Annotated in this window: 26 protein-coding genes; 24 read left to right on the top strand and 2 right to left on the bottom strand. The window is 42.9% G+C overall.

The features are described 5' to 3' along the window. Window positions 1-10: 10 nt before the first annotated feature. The 14 genes from ACXMYH_RS15105 to ACXMYH_RS15040 all read left to right on the top strand — a co-directional run bounded on the left by ACXMYH_RS15105 (window position 11) and on the right by ACXMYH_RS15040 (window position 11,181). Complete coding sequence (locus tag ACXMYH_RS15105; RefSeq protein ID WP_002593747.1) at window positions 11-214, top strand: LexA family protein; 204 nt, start codon at window positions 11-13, stop codon at window positions 212-214. A 319-nt stretch (window positions 215-533) separates the two neighbouring features. Then, a complete protein-coding gene (locus ACXMYH_RS15100; protein ID WP_002593746.1) occupies window positions 534-977 on the top strand; it encodes an RNA polymerase sigma factor in 444 nt (147 codons plus the stop codon). Between the two features lie 635 nt (window positions 978-1,612). After that, window positions 1,613-1,867 carry a hypothetical protein gene (locus ACXMYH_RS15095; RefSeq protein ID WP_002593745.1) on the top strand — a complete coding sequence of 85 codons (255 nt, stop codon included), beginning with the start codon at window positions 1,613-1,615 and terminating at the stop codon, window positions 1,865-1,867. An 85-nt stretch (window positions 1,868-1,952) separates the two neighbouring features. After that, a complete protein-coding gene (locus ACXMYH_RS15090; RefSeq protein WP_008400338.1) occupies window positions 1,953-2,273 on the top strand; it encodes a type II toxin-antitoxin system PemK/MazF family toxin in 321 nt (106 codons plus the stop codon). 31 nt (window positions 2,274-2,304) lie between these two features. Then, on the top strand, window positions 2,305-2,652 hold the full coding sequence (locus ACXMYH_RS15085) for a recombinase family protein (RefSeq protein ID WP_044944624.1): 348 nt from the start codon (window positions 2,305-2,307) through the stop codon (window positions 2,650-2,652). Window positions 2,653-2,673: 21 nt separating this feature from the next. Next, window positions 2,674-3,069 carry a hypothetical protein gene (locus ACXMYH_RS15080; RefSeq protein ID WP_008400335.1) on the top strand — a complete coding sequence of 132 codons (396 nt, stop codon included), beginning with the start codon at window positions 2,674-2,676 and terminating at the stop codon, window positions 3,067-3,069. 240 nt (window positions 3,070-3,309) lie between these two features. After that, entirely contained in the window at window positions 3,310-4,428 is a 1,119-nt protein-coding gene (locus tag ACXMYH_RS15075; protein ID WP_008400332.1) for a tyrosine-type recombinase/integrase, read from the top strand. Between the two features lie 17 nt (window positions 4,429-4,445). After that, window positions 4,446-6,422 carry a tyrosine-type recombinase/integrase gene (locus ACXMYH_RS15070; RefSeq protein ID WP_008400331.1) on the top strand — a complete coding sequence of 659 codons (1,977 nt, stop codon included), beginning with the start codon at window positions 4,446-4,448 and terminating at the stop codon, window positions 6,420-6,422. Continuing rightward, window positions 6,403-7,905 carry a site-specific integrase gene (locus ACXMYH_RS15065; RefSeq protein ID WP_008400330.1) on the top strand — a complete coding sequence of 501 codons (1,503 nt, stop codon included), beginning with the start codon at window positions 6,403-6,405 and terminating at the stop codon, window positions 7,903-7,905. The genes ACXMYH_RS15070 and ACXMYH_RS15065 overlap by 20 nt, the downstream gene beginning before the upstream one ends. Continuing rightward, complete coding sequence (locus ACXMYH_RS15060) at window positions 7,895-8,317, top strand: DUF6262 family protein (RefSeq protein WP_118482088.1); 423 nt, start codon at window positions 7,895-7,897, stop codon at window positions 8,315-8,317. The genes ACXMYH_RS15065 and ACXMYH_RS15060 overlap by 11 nt, the downstream gene beginning before the upstream one ends. A gap of 15 nt (window positions 8,318-8,332) precedes the next feature. Continuing rightward, window positions 8,333-8,707: a DUF6262 family protein gene (locus ACXMYH_RS15055; protein ID WP_008400327.1), complete on the top strand. Its 375-nt coding sequence runs from the start codon at window positions 8,333-8,335 to the stop codon at window positions 8,705-8,707. Continuing rightward, window positions 8,704-9,072 (top strand): DUF6262 family protein, encoded by a 369-nt coding sequence (locus tag ACXMYH_RS15050; RefSeq protein ID WP_008400326.1) that lies wholly within the window; start codon window positions 8,704-8,706, stop codon window positions 9,070-9,072. Before ACXMYH_RS15055 ends, ACXMYH_RS15050 begins: the two co-directional genes overlap by 4 nt. Window positions 9,073-9,180: 108 nt before the next feature. Then, window positions 9,181-9,330, top strand: coding sequence for a Flp1 family type IVb pilin (locus tag ACXMYH_RS15045; protein WP_405577995.1), 150 nt, complete (start codon window positions 9,181-9,183; stop codon window positions 9,328-9,330). Next, window positions 9,331-11,181, top strand: a complete 1,851-nt coding sequence (locus ACXMYH_RS15040; RefSeq protein ID WP_486555192.1) for a DUF5702 domain-containing protein — start codon at window positions 9,331-9,333, stop codon at window positions 11,179-11,181. Here the strand turns inward: ACXMYH_RS15040 and ACXMYH_RS15035 are convergent. Beyond that, the gene (locus ACXMYH_RS15035) at window positions 11,173-11,346 is read right to left on the bottom strand and encodes a hypothetical protein (protein ID WP_486555191.1); all 174 of its coding nucleotides are present in this window, start codon (window positions 11,344-11,346) and stop codon (window positions 11,173-11,175) included. The two genes, ACXMYH_RS15040 and ACXMYH_RS15035, sit on opposite strands and share 9 nt — an antisense overlap. Window positions 11,347-11,433: 87 nt before the next feature. Between ACXMYH_RS15035 and ACXMYH_RS15030 the strand changes: the two genes are divergently transcribed. The 8 genes from ACXMYH_RS15030 to ACXMYH_RS14995 all read left to right on the top strand — a co-directional run bounded on the left by ACXMYH_RS15030 (window position 11,434) and on the right by ACXMYH_RS14995 (window position 17,453). Continuing rightward, the gene (locus tag ACXMYH_RS15030) at window positions 11,434-12,210 is read left to right on the top strand and encodes a hypothetical protein (protein ID WP_486555190.1); all 777 of its coding nucleotides are present in this window, start codon (window positions 11,434-11,436) and stop codon (window positions 12,208-12,210) included. After that, window positions 12,207-12,641: a prepilin peptidase gene (locus ACXMYH_RS15025; protein ID WP_215701918.1), complete on the top strand. Its 435-nt coding sequence runs from the start codon at window positions 12,207-12,209 to the stop codon at window positions 12,639-12,641. Before ACXMYH_RS15030 ends, ACXMYH_RS15025 begins: the two co-directional genes overlap by 4 nt. Continuing rightward, window positions 12,638-13,051, top strand: a complete 414-nt coding sequence (locus ACXMYH_RS15020) for a hypothetical protein (RefSeq protein ID WP_142410687.1) — start codon at window positions 12,638-12,640, stop codon at window positions 13,049-13,051. Before ACXMYH_RS15025 ends, ACXMYH_RS15020 begins: the two co-directional genes overlap by 4 nt. Next, window positions 13,051-14,523, top strand: coding sequence for a DUF6382 domain-containing protein (locus ACXMYH_RS15015; protein ID WP_486555189.1), 1,473 nt, complete (start codon window positions 13,051-13,053; stop codon window positions 14,521-14,523). Before ACXMYH_RS15020 ends, ACXMYH_RS15015 begins: the two co-directional genes overlap by 1 nt. Window positions 14,524-14,715: 192 nt before the next feature. Then, window positions 14,716-15,819 (top strand): putative NPN-dependent ornithine cyclodeaminase, encoded by a 1,104-nt coding sequence (locus ACXMYH_RS15010; protein WP_486555188.1) that lies wholly within the window; start codon window positions 14,716-14,718, stop codon window positions 15,817-15,819. 22 nt (window positions 15,820-15,841) lie between these two features. After that, a complete protein-coding gene (locus ACXMYH_RS15005) occupies window positions 15,842-16,459 on the top strand; it encodes a rhomboid family intramembrane serine protease (protein WP_118297588.1) in 618 nt (205 codons plus the stop codon). Further along, window positions 16,459-16,875: an HIT family protein gene (locus ACXMYH_RS15000; RefSeq protein WP_118321469.1), complete on the top strand. Its 417-nt coding sequence runs from the start codon at window positions 16,459-16,461 to the stop codon at window positions 16,873-16,875. Before ACXMYH_RS15005 ends, ACXMYH_RS15000 begins: the two co-directional genes overlap by 1 nt. A gap of 32 nt (window positions 16,876-16,907) precedes the next feature. Beyond that, on the top strand, window positions 16,908-17,453 hold the full coding sequence (locus ACXMYH_RS14995) for an RNA polymerase sigma factor (protein ID WP_118531421.1): 546 nt from the start codon (window positions 16,908-16,910) through the stop codon (window positions 17,451-17,453). Here ACXMYH_RS14995 and ACXMYH_RS14990 read toward each other — a convergent pair. After that, window positions 17,444-18,514 (bottom strand): undecaprenyldiphospho-muramoylpentapeptide beta-N-acetylglucosaminyltransferase, encoded by a 1,071-nt coding sequence (locus ACXMYH_RS14990; RefSeq protein ID WP_118531423.1) that lies wholly within the window; start codon window positions 18,512-18,514, stop codon window positions 17,444-17,446. The genes ACXMYH_RS14995 and ACXMYH_RS14990 overlap by 10 nt on opposite strands. 179 nt (window positions 18,515-18,693) lie before the next feature. Here ACXMYH_RS14990 and ACXMYH_RS14985 point away from each other — a divergent pair, with 179 nt between their 5' ends. Next, on the top strand, window positions 18,694-19,608 hold the full coding sequence (locus ACXMYH_RS14985) for a hypothetical protein (protein WP_486555187.1): 915 nt from the start codon (window positions 18,694-18,696) through the stop codon (window positions 19,606-19,608). A gap of 62 nt (window positions 19,609-19,670) precedes the next feature. Beyond that, complete coding sequence (locus ACXMYH_RS14980; RefSeq protein WP_486555186.1) at window positions 19,671-20,216, top strand: hypothetical protein; 546 nt, start codon at window positions 19,671-19,673, stop codon at window positions 20,214-20,216. Window positions 20,217-20,508 lie beyond the last annotated feature (292 nt).

Raw genomic sequence — 20,508 nt, 5'->3', positions numbered from 1 at the left:
AGGTGGTTTTATGAGCAACAAAAAGAAAATGGAAGTTTTGTATTTTGTTGAGCAATACATAAAAAGGTATGGATATCCGCCTACTGTGCGGGATATCGGAAAAGGTTTAGGGTATCGTTCCCCATCAACTGTGCATGGTTATCTTCGGCAATTGAAGGAAGAACATCTGATTGAAAGTGACGGAAGCAAACCGAGAACGCTTCATATTAATTAAATAGTCCGACTAAAGTCCGACAATAGTCCTACTGAAAGTCCGACTTCTCTCATGTTATAGTCAGTACACTGGATGGTCAGTGTGCTGAGCGAGAAGATCTCATACAGAAATGTATGGGGTCTTTTTTTATAGTGTTTTGTGCGCTGCATCCAATTTCAAATTTGTTAAGAGCCAGCGGGATCTTCCCGTTGGCTTCTTTTTTTCTAAGGAGCAGCGTATGGAGAAAAGCTTTTGCTTGAGGATTGCCAGAAACCTATGTCGTAGTCCGCCACTTGTCCTTCGTTTTCACCACCCGACGAAAACTAAGGAGGACAGGAACATGGCAAAACCGTATAAGATACCGGATTTTAGAAAAATGTATCCGGAAGCCAGCGAGGAAGTAATCGCTGTATTGAGAACAAGTGAAAGAAAAATGCAGTATCAGGAATATGACTTAAAAAGAGCAAGAAATATCGTAGATCCTAAAACAGGAGAGAAAATGACCATTCCTAGCAGAGAGGATTCCTATGAACGCCTGCAGGAAATGGCTGTGCAATTTCCAGAAGAAAACAGAAGTGTTGAGGATCAGATTCTGAAAAAAATAGAGTGTGAACAGTTACATAAATTCCTTTTAGAACTCTCGAAAGAAGAACAGTGGTTGATTCAGGAACTCTATTTTGAGGAACGGACGGAACGGGAGGTAGCTTCGGTACTTGGATTGTCACAGAAGGCGATAAACAAACGGAGACAGAAGATTTTAGAGAAACTGAGAAAATTATTTTAATTATTTTTCTGTTTTTGGTTCTCAAACTTCTCTGCCAGCGTGGAAAGAAGTGAAGGGGACTGATTTCTCTTTCTGTTCTTTGGCAAAAACTGTGTGAAACAGTCATATCCGGCAATACAGATACCTTAGTTGTTCAGCCCAAAAGGAAAAGCACAAAGGAAAATCCGCCACGACCACCTGCAGATAGTCAGAGTGTCTGTCAATAAGATGACATCAAAGGTGCAGAGCGAAAAAAATTTGTCCTTAAAGCAGTTTTGGCAGACTGCCTGCAATGACCTGAACAGCCTATAATGATACTTCCGTCCAGTCACAGCCCCGCAAAACGGGAACACGCAATGAGGGCGGCTCGGAGAGACCCTCGGAGGGGAACAATCCCATGACAGCCTTAAGCCATGGCTGGTCAGTGTTGCCGCCCAAAGATATCGGTTGTAACAGGAATATCAGTATTTCCGATATCTGGTTCCGGGAAGTTGTGTCGAATAGGAACTTTTGAAAATGAAGAACAAGTGATTTTTAACAGAAACTATGGCGGCAGCTTTATATTTATCCAGCGGAAAAGGAAAGATAGATCAGCTGGATAAGGCTGCCGCTATCCTTGTGTTCTAAATCACAAAATGATAAGGAGGAAGATGTATATGCGTGTCAAAGAATTTATGGAATTATATTCTGACAGCAATTTTCATTTTATGACATCGAAAGGATATTTATTTCTGAATTCTGACCAGGTAAAATCCATACTTTTGGAAGGGCAGAAAGAAGCAGCCAAGAAGGAGCTGGGAAAGGGAATCCGAGCTGATGAACTTTTGGCAGGCGAGGTCATCAGCGTAAGCTGGAAAAAGGGCATTTGCCATATGACGGCAGAATTACATAGAGATAGAGACTTTTCATAAAGAGTAGGAACATTCGTAGTCCAAAGTAGATGGAAGGAGGGGAAGTGTTACGATAAAAAAAGGAGATATATATTATGCAGACCTGATGCCGGTAATAGGCTCTGAACAGGGGGGAATCCGGCCGGTTTTGATTATTCAGAATGATGTTGGTAATTGTTACAGTCCAACCGTCATTGTGGCAGCAATTACAAGTCGGCCTAATAAGCACTGGATACCTACACATATCGAATTGGGAAATCATGTAAGAGGACTCCATAATGATTCTGTTATTTTATTGGAGCAGGTAAGGACGATTGACCGGATAAGATTAAGAGGGTATGTAGGAAGTCTGAGTGGAGCCATGATGCGTAAAGTAGATGAGGCAATTCTCGTGAGTTTTGGTGTAACAGTACAGAGAAGAACATAAAGGGTGTTTGGAAAAGGAGCAGGAGGCAGGAATGGGTCAGGGAAAACGTGCGTGGATCTATTGTGCGATTGATGCACCGGAAGATAGAAATGGTGCATTAAAAAGTCAGTTTAAACAGCTGATTGATTATGGAGAGCAGATGGGATTTGAACTGGTTGGAAGTTCCAGTGATGTGGGGACAACTCCGCTTTGGAATCGAAATGGATTTCGTCATTTTATAGAAGCGGTTCAGAGAGAACAGGTAGATGTTCTTTTGATTGTAAACCGTGGCAGGCTGTCCAGATCATCCATGCAGCTCGCAAGATTTCAGATCCTTCAGGAAAGCTATGATGTCGATGCATATTCGCCATTGGAAGGGAAAATTGAGTTTGGCAGTTGAAAAAATAGGAGAGAAGATTTTATGAGAGCAGAAGAAAAGAATATGGTAGAACGGATCATGGACACAGAAACGATGGGATATGCCTATGAGTATCCATATGGTGGGGGAGCCAGAAAAGAATATATGTTGGCACTGACCCCGGAGAACTTGGCAAATTTTATCGGTGCGAGAGGATATGATGCTAAAAAAATAGTGATTACCGATGTGTTGGATCGCCTGATTGTGAATACCTGTATGGGGATGCTGGATGTTTGTCCGGACCAGAAATTATGTGGGAGAATTATTGAGTATTTGGCGCCGATCCAGCTGGGAGAGAAGGAGGCTGGAGAGATTTTGGCGGTGGAACGCAATGTGGCAGATGAATATTTTGCTATGGAAGATGAAGAGGTTACGATGGCAGAATGTCAGATGTTATAGAGATTGTTGAGGAGGTAGAACGATCATGATTGGGATATTGATTGTTGCGGCAGTTGGAATTATTGGATTTTTGTTAACTGCAGGTATTGCATTTGGAATAGCAGGGAGTTATCAAATCGATTGACGTTGTTTATTGATAATGCTTCGTTTGAAAAGGAAAGATTGTTACATTGTGTGATAGCTATGAGAAGAGTAACACGGTATACTGTGTATAGCGTTAGAGGAAAGGAGTAAAGTAATATGGCAAGGTATATTGTGGATTCCCAGATAGATAATCACGAAAAATATTATTTCATTCGTGAACAGGAGAGCCAGGATATAGTATTACTGCCCTCCAAGTATCTAATGCATAAAAAAAGATCAAAATTGTCACCTAACACTATCAGAAGAAGTGCAGGAGCCATTTCATACTATCTGAATTATATAGATGAGACTGGCATTCAGTTAGATGATGTATGGGAGATGCCATATAATAAGCAGCAGGAACACTTTACAGACTATTTGATATGGTTACAGGCAGGATTGCATAGTGGAGATAGTTACAAAAAGAAACCATATAATGAGACCTGTAATGCGTATTTAAAAGAGGTGTTCCGATTTTATAGATTTTCTGGACAGCAGGATGAATCTACAAAGCAATTGAAAGTCCTCTCTGATATGAGAATTATTGTACATAATTCAGTGGGAGTAAAAAGAACATTATATCGGAATACATTTCATGGATATCTACAGGAAAAAGGACATATAGGGAAGACCATAGAGCAGGATAAGATCGTGATTTTATTAAAGGCATGTGCCAATTGTCGCGATCAAATCCTGCTTTTATTATTAGCAGAAACGGGATTTCGCATCGGGGAACTTTTGGGAGTCCGGTATGCGACAGACATTGATTATGAAAGACACTTACTGTATGTCAATTTTAGAGAAGATAATGAAAATGGAGCCAGGGCTAAGAATGCAGAATACAGAAAGGCAAAAATCAGCGATGCCACCTTTGAAATTCTGCAGTTTTATATAGAGGAATATAAAGACCTTATTTTCCAGCAGGAATACTTGATTATTAACATTTCGGGAGATTATGCAGGAAAACCGATGCAGGACTCAGGCGTCTATGCATTGATGGAACGGCTGCAGAAGAAGACTGGGATTAAAGTAACACCACATATGCTGCGGCATTATTTTGCAAATGCTCGCCGGAAGGCTGGATGGAAGCTGGAACTTATCAGTCAAGCGCTTGGGCATCGAAATATAGAAACAACAATGAGATATTTAAATATATCGGATCAGGAGTTGATGGATGTCAGTGATGAATTTTATAGAAAACATCAGTCCATTTATGAAATTGACAAATTACTTTAGGGAAGGAGGAGAAGTATGTGATTGCATTAAGATTATTGAATACGGAATCACAGGATAAAGCGGATTATCTTCACAACCAGTTGATAACAGATATAAATGTACCGAGTACATACTGGGAGTGTGCAGAGTCCTACCTAAAAGGTGTAGGGATATATGATGTTTTCCTTATAGAAGAACAGGATTTCCGTAATTATAAAATCTTTTTGCGTGAAACAGGGAATTTTACAAAGAAACAGGTATTTGAGCGAACTGGGTTCCTGCGAAACTTGAAGAAGACTCTCATCCAAGAAGAGTATAAAGAGTTGTTGGATGAAATTGAGCAGTGCAATACAGTGCAAGAACGCTTGAAAGGAAATGTCAGGAATTTCTTGATACGGCAGGGAATTCATCATGTAAAGGAAATTGATTATAGAATCAGAGAACTGTATGAAAGTGAGTTGCGCAGGACAAAAACTTCCTCTAAAGGTCTTGAATATTTGAAGACATTGGATCGGATCAAACAGTTTGATATCCGAAAAGAAATGGAAACCCTTTCTGGAAGAAATAAAGAGCGGCTCAAGTATGAAGGGCAAGTGATTTTTCTTCCCTATATACCGGATCAGGACATAGCATCAGATTTTGATTATATCCAAGATAAAAGCGAACTGGTATGGGATTTTAGTCAAAAGGTGCCAGAAACTTTAAAAAAACAAATTTTTCAGATTTTATGCTATGCCTTGAGAAATATAAAAGACAGCAAGGATCGCAGAGTGCGCTATCTACTTCCTTTAAGGTGGATGTATGAGTTTTGCGTAGAGGAAGGAATTGATGATATCGAGCGGCTTGAACTGGAGCAAATAAAGAAATTGGAAACAATTGTAGCCAGGAAAGTTGCAAATGTGAAGAATAGTATGCAGATTGTGGATAACAGCCGCAAAATACTATTTATGAGTGGAAAAGAAATTCACTGGCATGCAAATGTCTGGTATATGGAAAGATTTAATTTTGCACCAGAGCGTGTAAATCCAAGCAATCCTGTGCAGCGACTCAGTTTTTACGAAGTGACGAATGAGAGAAACAGAGAATTGCTGCAAGAGTATATGAAATATCAAGTAGGTATCGGTGATTTAGCACTTGGAAATATACGAAATCAATTGTGTTATATTAAAAAATTTCTAGTTTACTTTAACACATTGGAATCCATATGTGAAATTACGGAAGAACAGATAGCAGAGTATTTCAAACTTCTGCAGGAAGAGGAAATTAAAGCAGAAACAGTAAACAGACAGATATTTGATATTCACAGATTTTTTGTGTACTTAAATGCTAAAGGACATATCAAGAGAATAATTTTTGATCCGAATTATTACATCCAGAAAGTTTTTCCATATCACCATGATCGAAGTGTTCAGGAAGATGAGTATATGGAAATATTACAAAAGCTAAAGTTTTTTCCGGAAGTACAAAGACTTATTTTCCTAAATTTATGGGCAACAGGACTACGGATCAGTGAGGTATGTACATTAAAAGGAGGTGCGTATTATTGGGATGGGGAAGATGCATGGATTAAGGTTTATCAAATTAAAATGAAAACGGAGAAAATGATACCAATTTCATTGGTGCTTTATCAAATTATGAAAATTTATATAAAAAAGCATCATATTAAACCTACCGATTTCCTGTTTAAATCAAAGGATGGCGGGGCATATAGGACTGGTACCTTTGTTAAGGGCTTCAAAGCAAATTGTAAGAAGTATGGAATACATATTTCGGGCGAAACATTCAAGACGCATGATTACAGGCATACATTGGCAAGTAGTTTCTATGATGAAGGAGTGTCCATTCAGACGATTCGGGATTATTTAGGGCATAACAATGAAAATATGACAAAGCAGTATATAGACTACATGCCTAAACGGATCGAACAGGCGAATAAGGAATATTTCAATCAGGCAGAAAATCTTCTTGCAACTGGAATTATTCCAAAGAAACGGGGTGAAAAAACTGGAAAATAAGATACATATCTATGAATTAGACTGCTATAAGAATGCGACTGAAGAACAAAAAAAGAGAATGAGGGTTCGGAAAGACCGTTACTTCGACTTGGAGGGACTTCCGTCAGAAGAAGTAAGAAAGCTCCTAGAAGATTTTGTCTGGGAAAGGGGAAAGAAACTTGCTCCAAGTAGTTTGGCATCTGAAATATTATATTTTAATAATATCCGGAATTTTCTTATAGAAAAGAATATTAAAATCCTGAGATATGAAGACGAGAATAAGATTATTTTGCAGCTAAAGAGTTGGATGATGGAAAAGGGATATGCCCTTACAAGTAAGAAGTATCGAAGCGTTTATGAAATTGTAGCAACAGAAACACCTGGCATAATAAAGCATATGAAGAAGATTCTGAGGTATTCTCAGAAAGATGGGGGGTGCTTAGAACAGGAGAGAGATGTGTGGGAATTGGACAAGTTTGAATTTCCTCTCCGCAGCAACCCGATAAAGAATGTAAAGACTATAAATTTTAAAGGAATTAGTCAAATAACAATCCGAAAAGAAGTTAAAACAGTAATTTTTATGCATTTGAAATATATGGCAATAGGAAGTATTATGGCTGAGATGGTAGCGACTAAAAGATTTTGTAGATATCTGGCATTAAGGTATCCTAAGATTATATCATTACTAGATTTGACACGGGATATTATGGAAAGCTATTTGATCTATCTTCAGACAGAGGCAAAGGAGAGGAAAAATTATCGCTCTGATTTATATGGTCTACGAAGGGTAATTGAAGATGTGGGAAATCATTATGATAGGCAGGATATTAAAAACCTATTTATAAGTACAGATTTTCCTAGCACGCCAAGATATCTATTTAAGTTTTACTCGGACGAGACCATAAAGAAGCTGAATGAAAACATTTTTCAGATGGATGAACAAATAGCGAGGGCGTTAATCCTTCATCAGCTGCTGGGAACACGAATTTCGGATACGCTTACACTAAAAACAGACTGTTTGAGTATAAGAGAAAATCGATATTTTATACGAATCGAGCAGGTAAAATCAATTACATTTGAAAAAGCAATTAGTGATGAAATAGCACAGCTTATTATAAAGTCAATTGATTATACCGAGGAACATTATGGAAAGACAAAATATATTTTTGTAAAAAAAGAGGATCCATTGAGACCATTTCAGTATAGCATGCTTCAACATCGAGTCATGCAGATGATTAGGAAAAATGATATTCGGGATGAGAATGGAGAGTTGCTGAATTTTGGAACACATACATTCCGACATTGTTATGGGAAAAAGCTGACAGAGATGCATATCGACGACTGGATGATCGCAAGGCTTTTGGGGCATAAAACATTACAAAGTGTACATCATTACCGAAAGATTGGGAACAAGATAATGGCGGATGAAACGAGGGCAGTCAGAGAGAAAATCGATATGATTTTAATGGATGTGGTAAAGGAGTGGGATGGATATGAAATATGATAAGATGATAGCCGTTAACAAAGCTGAGAGTGAGCAGAAAATAAAAAAGGCGATTCGGGCAATCGATGATATGGGTGCCAGAGGGCTGCCGATTTCTGTAACAGAATTGGTTCGTTGGACAGGTTTATCAAGAGGATTTTTTTATAAGAATGTGCAAGTCCGTCAGAAACTGGAGGAAGCTATTAAACAGCCACGGCGGATAGATGTACAGCAGCCATCTGAAGAAAGAAATGCTGCAGATTATAATTTTCAGGAATTGAAGAAGGATTTTAACAGCTGCCAGTCAGAGAATCAAAGGTTAAAGGCTGAAAATGAGCAGCTTCTCCAAAAGTGCAGTATACTTCAAAAAGAGGTGGACACATTGAAGAAACGGTTGGATCGAAAGGAAATTGCATTGTTAAAAAAACTATAAAGGTTGTGATTAAGGATGAAGGCAAATAAAATCATCGAAATGAGCCAGGAAAAAAGCAGGCAAAAAGTAAAACTAGCAATGGATGAAATTCAAAGAATGCGTAATGAGGGCGAAAGGATTACAGTTTCCGGATTATGCAAAAGAACAGGCTTATCTAACTCGTTTTTTTACAGAAATCCAAAAATCAAAGAAGAAGTACATAAAGCTGTTGATATTCAAAATCAAAGCTATAAAATGAACATAGACGAAGTGGAACTCCTTGATGAGTATAAGGAAAAATTGTTAGCTATGAGAATCGAGATTATAAAATTGAAAGCAGAAAATCAAAAGTTAGAATCAGAGTTAGATTTTTTGCGAAGACAACAGGAAGGTGTGAGTGATGTTAAATGAAGTATGATAAAATTGTAGGGCTCAAGAAACAGCAAGAAAAAGAGAATTTAGAAATTATTCAGAGAGAGATTGATGCGATGCTTCGAAGAAAGGAGCGGATATCAATTACTGCATTGGCAAAATATGCAGGGGTGGATAGGAGCTATTTTTATAGAAATTTGCAGGCCAAACAAATGGTAGAAGATGCACAATTGAAGCAGGGAGAATGTTATAACCCTAAAAAGGCAATTTTTGATAGAGCGACTGAGGAAGTTAATAAGCAGCTGAAAAGACAAATGATTTTATACAAGAGACGAATTAAAGAGCTAGAGCTGCAGATAGAATTACTAGAAGAGGAAAATCAGAGGTTGAAAGAAAATAGGTAATTTTACATAAAGTAAGAGAGCAGACTTTTGGACAAGAGGATATCCAAGAGCCTGCTTTTTTACTAAATTAAAAAGAAAAATAATTTACACATCGGAGTGATGTGAAAGATGAGACAATTATTTTCAAGCATTCCGGGGCAGGTACTGGATTTTATTGTCGTGCTGATCGGTCTGGTCATTGTATTTAAGACCCAGATCAACAAACTTCTGACCGGAATTTTCACGGAGATCAATAAACAGGCGAAAGAGGTATATTAAATGCGGTACCGGGGAGAGATCACAGTGTTTCTGAGTCTGACGATCCTGTGTGTGATGTCGCTGATGCTTGGACTTTTAGAATCAGCCAGGACGGCCGGGGCAAGACTGTATCTGAGGATGGCGTCTGACTCGGCAGTCTCATCGGTGATGAGCTATTATAACCGAAATTTATGGGATCGCTATCAGCTCCTGTTTCTGGAATATGACTCGGAGGCGGCGATCCAGGAGACATTCGGGCGTTATCTTGATTTTTATCTGGAACAGACCAATATGTATCCGGCAAGACGGGAAAAGGTTTCTCTCTCCGGGGTACTCCGCATGACTGATGAGAATGGACGGTGGCTGGAGGAAGAGATCGCGGATTACATGAAGTACCGGGTCCCGGAACTTTTTGCATCCGGCAGCGGGCTCTTAAAAGAGGCGGAACAGGTAAAGAAAGCGGGAGATTTCCGAAATCTGTATGATTCCTGCAGAAAGTCCGGACGGGCAGTACGGAGACTGGAGAAGGCGGCCCGGGAGGTTGAAAATTCTTTGCTGGAAATGGAAACTTGTAAGAACCGATTCAGCAATGCAGCATCTGATGAGAGTGCGTCTGCGCTGAAAAGGAGTGCCAGGAAATTAAAGAAGGAATTCCAGGATTTCCCAAAGCTTGTGGAACAGTTTGAACAGGAGATCAGACGGCTGGAGAAAGAGAATGAAGAATCAGGGTTCAAGGCTGTGGAGGATGAAACAGCAGCGGAGACTCTCGGGCAGGAAATTTCCGCATGCGAGGAGGTCATAAAAAGCGCGAAGGAGCGTCTGCAAAGGTATCGGGAAGCAGAAACACAGGTGGAACGAAATCTGGAACTTTTAGAGGAAGCCTGTGGGTATCTCGAGATGGAGCCAGACACGGATGAAGAGGACGACGTGGACTGGGATGCGATCAGCCAGTGTGCTGATGAAATGGAGATCCCGGAGTCAGAGAACTCCGGACCGAAAGACGCGAAAAAAGTGGCTGCCCTGGAGAGACTGGAGGAGCTTTTTGACAAAGAGCTTTTTGAACAGCTGCTCCCGGCGGGAACGGAAGTTTCCGGGCGGGCAGTATCCTTAAACGGGATCCCATCTGCGGGAAAACATGAGACAGGATCTGAAAATACCGGATCAGGAGCGATGGGAATCCTGGAGACGGCAGAAAAGGAACTGCTTGTCAGCAAATATATTCCGCTTTATTTTGGATCATTTACGGACGGAACAGGGGAGGCGGATGCTGCTCTTGATTATGAGATGGAATATCTTCTCTCAGGGAAAAAATCAGACCGTGAAAACTTAAAAGAAGCGGTAAACAAGGTGCTTATGCTGCGCGGATCGATGAACCTTCTGTATCTGCTCAATTCTCCTGATAAAAAGGCGGAAGCAGAAGCGCTGGCAGCAGCAGTGACAGCGGGGATCATCCCGGCTCAGATGGCAGTCTCATTCCTGATCCTGACGCTATGGGCATTTGGGGAAGCAGTGCTGGATGTAAAGACACTTCTGGCCGGAGGCAGGGTCTCGTTCTGGAAAACGGATGCGACATGGAAAACAGGACTTTCCGGTCTGCTGGATCAGTCGTTTTTGGGAGAAACGGCAGAGAGCGGACAGGACGGGAGAAATTATACGGAATATTTGAGCTGCATGATGTTCTTTATGGACCGCGGGGTACGAAATTTCCGCATGATGGATCTCATCCAGTGGAATATCCGGATGGGACAGGCTGATTTTTCCGTAGCGAGCTGTGCGTATCAGATCGAGATCGAGGCGGAGGTCATGCAAAAGCATATGTTTTTTCAAAAAGAGGAATACAGAGGAACAGTACATGCGGCGGGATCATATTGACGGCTGGAACAGAATGCCGGGATCATGCTGCCGGAGCAGATCTGGAGTGAGGTTTGCGGGTTGCTGTAAAAATGCTAAGAAATTAAAGAAAGGAGGTGTGTGGACGTGCTCTTCTTTGCCGGTTTCTTTATGAAAATCAATATACGAAAACTCTTCTTTCATCAAAAAGTGTCTCTCCAGGTACACGAATATACGTTTTTAACCCCGCCGGCAAGGAGAGTACATCCATGCGCCTCCGGATTTCAGGCATCTATGACGGCAGAGGCAGCCATTGCGCTTCCGCTCGCGATATTTTTCTTCCTGGCACTTCTGCAGCCGGTATCCTGGCTTGACCGGCAGAGAAAAGTGCAGACCTGCACCGAGCGGATAGGGGAGGAGATCAGCCAGTATGGTCTTCTGATGGATACGGATCCTGAAGAAGAAAATAGCGGACTTCCCGCATTCTGTACAGACGCGGCAGCAGCACTCTGGATCAGGGGAAGAGTCGGGCAGTATGCGGATCATGTACTGGTAAAACAGGCAGAGGTGTATGGAGAAAATGGGGATATCACATTTGAGGTGGAGTACCGGGAAGATGTTCCTTTTTATGGGAGAATTCTTGGAAAACAACAGAGAAATGCAGCTGTAAAAAGGCGGACATGGATCGGATTGAGGGGAAAACTGAGAGGACATGGGACCGGATTGGAGACGGACCGCGATTCGGACGAAGAGATCGTCTATGTGGGGGCCGGGATGGGGCGTTATCATCTTTTTCGTGACTGCCATTATATTTCCAATGAGTACCAGAGCGTGACGCAGATGGAAGCGGAAAAAGGCGGGAGCTATGGGAAAAAGCGAACGCCCTGCGCAGTGTGTGCGGGAAAGGAAAACGGATCCGGGATCGTCTATGTCACAGCAGCGGGGGAACATTACCATTTCGATAAAAACTGTGCATCTATGATCTCTTATGTCCGTGAAATGCCGCGCGGGGAAGCGGAACATATGGGACTATGTTCCTATTGTGCGAGAAAAAAGGGGGAATTGGAATGAGTCTGTTTTTTCTGTTTTTGGGGATCGCTGCGTGGCAGGATCTCAGAACAAGAAGTATCAGCCTGGAGGTATTGACTGCGGGTGCGGCAGCAGGGATGGCTGTTTGTGTGCTGGAAGGCCGTGGACTTGAAGAAATTGTTCCGGCGATGATCCCGGGGATTGCACTTTTGCTCATAAACCGGTTTGCGGATGGAATTATCGGGGAGGGAGATGGATTATTTTTTCTTGTGGCCGGTTTTTTCCTTGAATGGAAGGAGATAGTCTTGCTGTTGATCTCCGGACAGTTCTTTTGCGGTATTTTCGGACTTGCGATGGCGGTAAGTGTAATGACGATAGGAGGCGGAAACGGGAATCTGCGGAAAATGCGGCTTCCATTTTTGCCATTTCTGCTTCCGACTGCGTTGTGGATGGCGGTGATGAGAGTTTTATGAGGGAAAAAAGGCAAAAGAATCAAAAATACGATGGAAGTATGACTGTTGAGGCATCCATAGTCATGTCGGTGGTCATCCTGTCGCTGGCCTCATTGATCCGGTATGCCTATACCGTTCATGATACTGTGACAGGGGGTATGATCCTGGAAGAGACGATCGAGAGGGTGAGAAATAATGTTGATAAGAAAAAAACGCCAGATATGTTCGAAGCGGAAGGAACCCGGATGGGAAATCCGAGACTTTTTCTTGGAGAGTACACGATCGGCCTGAAAACGGGGATAACCGGGATTACAGGAGACGCATCGGCAGGAGACTGGCATCTGAGTATGGAGCGGACCGATTTTCAGCCGGCAACTTTCCTTAGAAAACAGGATGCCGCAAAGAAGATCATGGACAGGCTGGAGGACTGATGAGGACGGAATTTAAGAGAGAAATGAACCGGAATTATATGGTCCTGCATCCGGAAACGGAAATGAATGAAACATATTCGCTGCGCATGCTGTCAGAAAACCGGATCACAGGACTGCTTCCTTTCCGGGAAAAACGGGTCGATGGGGAAAGCTATCTTTATTTTAACATTACTTCAAAACAGGCACTTTCCAGGATGATGGAGTACCGCTTTTTTACAGCGAAAGAGATCCGGCAGATCATGGAAGATCTGCTCATGGCAATGGCAGCTTTAGAAAAGTTTTTGATGGATGGAGACCAGCTTGCCCTGGATCCCGATCTGATCTATGTGGATCCGGATGATCTCAAGGCAAATTTTTGTTTTATTCCGGGAACGGAAGGATCGTTTGAAATAAATTTCCGCAAACTCTCCAGATATATTCTGGACCATGTGGATCATACGGACGGTGATGCGGTGATCCTTGCGTTTGCGTTGTTCAAAGCAGGAGAAAAGGAGAACTTTGGGATCGCGGACCTGGAATCATGTCTGAGGGCGGGTGGAAAAAACGACAGGGAAGCAGGAAAAATGGAAACATATGAGAGAAAAATTCAGGGAGGATGTATAGATGATAAGAGAGAATTACGGGCAGATCAGGAAGAAAAGCAACCAGATCCGGGAGAATTTTATGTGGGAAAGCAGGAACGCAGAGAAGGAAAGAAACCGGGAAAATATATGGAACAGGTCCGGAAATCAGAGCAGGAAAAACAGGAGGACGCCGATGACACGGAAGAGCCGGACATAAAATGGAGAATTTTGCAGGTTTTGCAGGGAATATTGCTGCCTGCAGTTCCGGCGGCTGTATTTCTTGCCGGTGGAATGGAACTGGTGATCCGTTTAAAATGGGGCATCTTAGCTGCATGGGGAATTCTTCTTGCCGGGATCTTTGCTGTGGGAAAAGAAACGGGCGGGAAGAAAGGAGAAGATGAGGAGGAGAACGGAGAGGACTGGGAGATCATGTTCCGGGAGGAAGAGGAGCTGGAGCGGGGAGGAATCCCGGAAGCGGGATATTCAGGCGCAGCAAAACACTTTTTTCAGGAAGAACGGGATCAGAATGATCGCGGGTCACAAACCGAGGAAAAGACCGGGCGGGAAAAAGACGCGGATGAGATGCATACGGTCCTTCTTACCGGGCGGCAGATCTATCCGGTGACAAGGCGGCTCGTACCGGAGAACGGAGGCGAAGATGTTCAGGTCGGATATTTTCCCTTTTTGATCGGGAAGAACCGGGAAATCTCGGACCTCTGCCTGAATCTTCCCCAGATCAGCAGGATCCATGCGAAGATCGAGGAAAGCGGGGACGGATATATCATCACGGATCTCAACTCCACGAATGGAACGAGTGTGAACGGTCATTTTCTGGAAACAAATGAAAGCATGACGATCTCTCCGGGGGATCAGTTATCTTTTGCGGATCAGAGATATCGTTTCTTATAGAAAACGGACAAGCATATATTGAGCCATCGTGGATTTTGCCGGTTCGGAATGGGAAGCATCGGAAGAATCCTGTTATAGTGAGGAGATATGGAGTGCCCGTGTACTGTAACAGTGGAAAAATAAAAACAGGGGTGGTGTTTTTCTGACATTTGGTCTATGATAAATCCATCAATAATGAAAGGAGGGGGTATCATGGCATTTCAGATACCGGAATATCATCATCCCGATTTTTCACAGGAACAATTTTTGAAGGCTCCTGACGCAAGATGGGAAGTTGTGGAGATGGATGGGGTAGCTCCTGAATATTTTCACAGCACATCCATGTTCCCGGAATATTTTAAGATCCAGGGGAAATGGGTTTTGGCGGAAGAAAGCCGCATGGATTCCAGCGTAGTGATCTGTCCGGATGGACATCTGGAAGTGGTTGAAAACCGGAATCTCAAAAAAGGAGATAAGGTGATCCTGGGACGGAGTGAAGGCTGTGAAGAGGGCATTTATGTCCACAGCACCGGATTTCAGACAGAGGAAGAGGCAGAACTTGCGGATAAGTTTGTGTTTCGCCAGGGCCGGAGCAGAGAGACCTCCTATGCGAGAGACTATGACCGCCTGATGGATCTCTTGCGGTATGAGAAAGAACATGGAAAGATCGTCTGGGTCATGGGACCGGCGTTCTCCTTCGACTATGACGCGAGAAACGCGATGCAGTCGCTGATCGAGAATGGATACGCACATGGTCTGATGGCCGGAAATGCGCTTGCAACCCATGATCTGGAAGGTGCATTGTTACATACTGCGCTGGGACAGGATATTTATACACAGGTTTCCCAGCCAAACGGACATTATAACCATCTGGATGTGCTGAACAAGGTGCGGAGAAGCGGATCGATCCCAAAGTTTATCGAGGAAAATCATATTGACAATGGGATCATCTACGGATGCGTAAAAAATCATATTCCATTTGTTCTGACCGGTTCGATCCGTGACGATGGTCCGATGCCGGAGGTGATCGGAGACGCGTACCAGGGGCAGAGTGCAATGCGGGATATGGTCAGGGACGCAACTTGCGTGATCTGCCTGGCAACCATGCTCCATACGATCGCGACGGGAAATATGACACCGTCATTCCGCGTGATGAAGGACGGAACGATCCGACCGGTCTATCTGTACACGGTCGATGCAGATGAATTTGTTGTGAACAAGCTCATGGATCGGGGAAGTCTTTCGGCGACGACCATCGTGACGAATGTACAGGACTTCATCACGATTATCGCAAAAGGACTTGGCGTCATGAAATAACAGCATGGAAAGGATGGAACCCATGGGAAGCCAATATGGAAAAAAGGCTTATGTAAATGGACTCCTGATCGCTCTGAATGTGCTGTTTTTCCTGTATCTTGAGATCACAGGTTCGTCGGAGGACGCGTATTTCATGTATACAAAAGGCGCAATGTACGCGCCGGCGGTCCTGGAGGACGGTGAGTATTACCGGCTTTTGACGGCAATGTTCATGCATTTCGGGATCCGGCACATCATGAATAATATGCTGGTCCTGTTTGTTCTTGGAGATAATCTGGAACGGGCACTTGGGCATGTGAAGTATCTGATCTTTTACCTGCTCTGTGGGATTGGCTCGAACTGGGTGTCGATGATGGCGCATACAGCTGATACAATGACAGTATCAGCAGGAGCGTCCGGTGCAATTTTTGGAGTGGTCGGTGGGCTGCTTTACGTGGTCACGATCAATAAAGGAAGATTGGAGGATCTGAATACAAGACAGCTTGTGGTCATGATCTTCTTTTCCCTGTATCTGGGCTATACAAGTACCGGTGTGGACAACATTGCACACCTGTCTGGCCTTGTAATCGGCATTATTCTTGCTATAATTTTATATCATAGGCCTAAGGGAGACCGATGGCCGAACGGAGGTATCATATAATGAAAGACTGTAATTGTATTTTCTGTAAGATCGCAAATGGTGAGATCCCATCTTCAACGGTATATGAGGATGAGGATTTTCGTGTAATCCTGGACCTTGGTCCGGCTTCAAAAGGTCACGCCCTGATCCTTCCGAAAGAACATTTTAAGGACGTTACCGAACTGGATCCGAAGATTGCCGCAAAAGTACTTCCTCTCGGGGCAAAACTTGGAACAGCAATGAAGAAATCTCTCGGCTGTGCCGGTTTTAACCTGGTTCAGAATAACGGTGAGGCAGCCGGCCAGACGGTATTTCATTTCCATGTACATGTAATTCCGCGTTATGAGGGTGGTCCGGTCATTGCCGGTTGGACACCGGGAGAGGAAAAACCGGAAGTGCTCGCTGAAACTGCAGAAAAGATCAAGAGTGCACTGTAAACGGTAATCAGAAAAGAGTTGAAGGAGATTATATGCCGCAGGACAAAGATGAACTGCTGCAAGTACTGATTACGCAATATGCTCAAATGTATATGAAGCTGGCGTATGCGATCGGAGTGCCGTTTGACGATGTAGAAGATATTGTCATGGAGGCATTCTGGTCGTTCTACCGGGCGGATTATGGTGGGAAGCTGGAAAATGAAAAAGTCGTAAAGGCAATGTTGGCCCGTATTGTTGAAAATAAATGCATTGATTATTTCAGAAAAGAGAAACGAAGTATCAGGCCGAATGAGGATGAAGATCTGAGCGAGCTGGAGATCATCGCGGACTTTTCTGCACATGACCCGCTTCAGGCTGTGATCAGCAGAGAAAGCTGTGGTCAGATTTATGAGATCCTGGATGGATTACGAGAATCGTGGAAAGACGTTACGATCATGTATTTCATTCAGGGGCTGACGACTGAAGAAATTTGTGAGCGTCTTGAAATCACGAACGACATGTGTCGTTCGCGAATTTCAAGAGCGAGAAAATACTTAAGAGAAGAACTGCAAAGTCATATTGACAAAGGTCATCTGTGATCCGCACAGTCGTTGATCAGTTTCATGATCGTATCGATCGCGTTATTTAAATGACTCTTTTCCATATTTTCAATAAATGTCCGGCGATTTTCATAAGTATCATGGATCGCGTCAAAAAGAGTATCATCCGTTACTTTCTCTTCTTCCAGGACTGTGGAATACCCCTGTTTTGCAAAAGAATTTGCATTCAGGATCTGATCTCCACGGCTGGCAGCGGCGGAGAGCGGGATCAGGACGTTTGGCTTTCTGAGCGCAAGAATTTCACAGATGGAATTTGCGCCCGCCCTGGAGACGATCAGATCAGCTGCTGCGAATAAGTGCTTCAGCGGACTGTCAACATATTCATACTGAACATAACCGGAAGTCCCGATCAGGGATTCATCCAGGTTTCCCTTTCCGCAGATGTGGATGACCTGGAACTGCTCTAAGAGCTTTGGAAGAATGCTGCGGACTGCGCCATTTACCTTGACGGAGCCGAGACTTCCACCGATAACCAGGATGATCGGTTTTGCAGCGGAGAGGTTGGTGTATTGGAGACCGGCAAGTCTGTCTCCCTGAAGAAGCTCCGCACGGATCGGGGATCCTGTGAGAACTGCCTTTCCCGCCGGAAGATATTTTAGAGTTTCCGGGAAGTTGCAGCATACCCATTTGGCGGATGGGATACAGAGTTTGTTTGCCAGACCCGGGGTCATATCTGATTCATGAATGATCGTCGGGATATGGTAGTGTTTAGCGGCGAGAACAACCGGAACCGCTACAAAGCCGCCTTTTGAAAAGAGAACATCTGGTTTGTATTTTCTTAAGAGTTTTAACGCCTCCGCGTAACCTTTTAAGACGCGGAATGGGTCGGAAAAATTTTTAAGATCGAAATATCTGCGCAGTTTTCCAGAAGAAATTCCGTCATAAGGAATCCCTGCGTTTTCAATCAGTTTGCGTTCCATACCATTGTAGGAACCAATGTATCGAATATCGTAACCGGCTGCCTTGAGGGACGGGATCAGGGCGAGGTTCGGTGTAACGTGGCCGGCTGTGCCGCCGCCGGTGAGAATAATTGTTTTCATAAATGCCTCCATGGAATTTCCGGACAATTGTCCGGAGTTTCGGCTCCGGCAGGTTATGCGGGAACCCATGTGCGGTGATCAAGATACACGAGATTACCGATATTTTAATAGTAACGGCTGAAAAAGAAATGTCAACCCCTAAAAGAAACGAAGGAAGAAAAGAAGTGAGGTGCTGAATCATGGCAGACATGGAAAATCAGGAAGATCAGAAAATAAGTGAATGCCTTCAGGAAGCATTTGGATACTCCGATGAGCAGCTGTTAAAAAAGCTGGATCATGTGAATGAAAATTTTAAGGATGTTTCTTTTGCCGGAGCCGAGGAGCGCCTTATGAAGCGGTTCATGGAGCGGAAAGCCGAAATGGAGCGGAAAGCCGCTGAAGCAGCACCGGAAACGATGAAGCCGGACGCACAGGCTGGAGCAATCCCGGAAATAACGGCAGAGGCTGAAGAATGTACATTGGTAGAAGAAAATAGACCGGAACCGCTGGAACTTGAGAAAAAGCAGGGTGAAAAGCAGAATAAAAAGAAGATTGTTCGGTTTGGGAAAAAGAGGGTCCTGGCTACGGCGGCGTTGGTTGCAGTGATCGCGGGGATGCTTGGGGGGACGGCGATTGGGAAGAAGAACTATTTCTTTAGGAAACTTGATAACAGCACGCCTGCAGTTCAGCTTGATAACGATAAGAACAAGAAACAGGATTCAGAGTTACAAAATGCATACAAAATCATAGAACAACAACTGGACATGCCTGTTTTGAAAATGGGTTATTGTCCGACAAAGCTGATTTTTGAGAATGTTGATATTTATTATGACGAAGCACAGCTGAAATTTAGATATGAAGAAAATATGGTTAATTTTTTTCAGATAAAAAAAGAAAAAAGTGCATCGGTTCATTATGAATCAGATAGAGCAGGTAATAACAAGATATATAATGAATGGTTGAGAAAAGAAGTCGCGTATTCGTGGAATTCACTGAATGAAAATGGTACAGAATATGAAGCGGTGATAACACAAGGAGATAGTTGCTATTATATATCGGGAATTATGCCGGAAACAGAATTTAAAAAAATATTAGAATTTTTAAATTTTTATTGATTAGTGGTCACGTTTCTCAATTATTTACGTTTATATTAGTAAATAAAGAAAAGGAGAAATGGATGATGAAAAGATTAAAAAAAGTTTTAACTATGGTAATGTTGACCTCTATGGTAATGTCGCAGAAAGTATATGCTAATGAAAATACATGGCTGCAATTACCGGGGCATCATAATCAAAGCATACTTTTGACGGATGGTAAAGCAGAAGCAGAGGATGTACTAAATGCAAGCAATTCAGCTAGAGGAATTCGTTTGTCAAATGCAATGTTATCAATTTCCAATGAGCAGAATGGAACATTACACATTTCTGTAGATACAACTGCACATAAAAATATAGATAGGATTTATCAGGTCGTATTTCTTGACGAGTGGGATGGTACTAAAGAAGCTTGGGTTCAGATAGGTTCATGGGAGTTTGAAAGAACAAAGGAAGAAGAGGAAAGTGGAGAATTAAACTCATATCATGTAGGATTTATCGTGGATAATTGTGTGGTTAACCGCTATTACCGTGCGCGAGCAATGCATCTTGTTGAATGGGATGGAGATCAGATGGAAGGTAAAGCGACCGAGACTGATGGCGTCCTTCTCACCGACCACGAGGTATAACTCGTAAATTTCGTATATTATTTCGGCCGAATAATATAAATACATGTTTGATAAAGGGAGATGGTTGATGGAGGAGACTGAGGATAAGGCCGACCGAGGTCAGTAAGAACAACGATTCAAAATTTATAAACTGAATGAAAAGACGTAGCCCCGCTCAATACAACCTCTTGCGGGGCTATTTTTGGCTCTATATCAACCGATGGGGGGAATTGCTTAGAATCCTGTTTCGTTGTTGACATAGAGCCTTTTGATATTTCTGTGTATAAAAGCGATCAGATAAATAGTATACGGT

It is taken from the genome of Pilosibacter sp. NGB245 (assembly GCF_057397225.1).
This window is presented reverse-complemented; position numbering and strand designations above follow the sequence as displayed.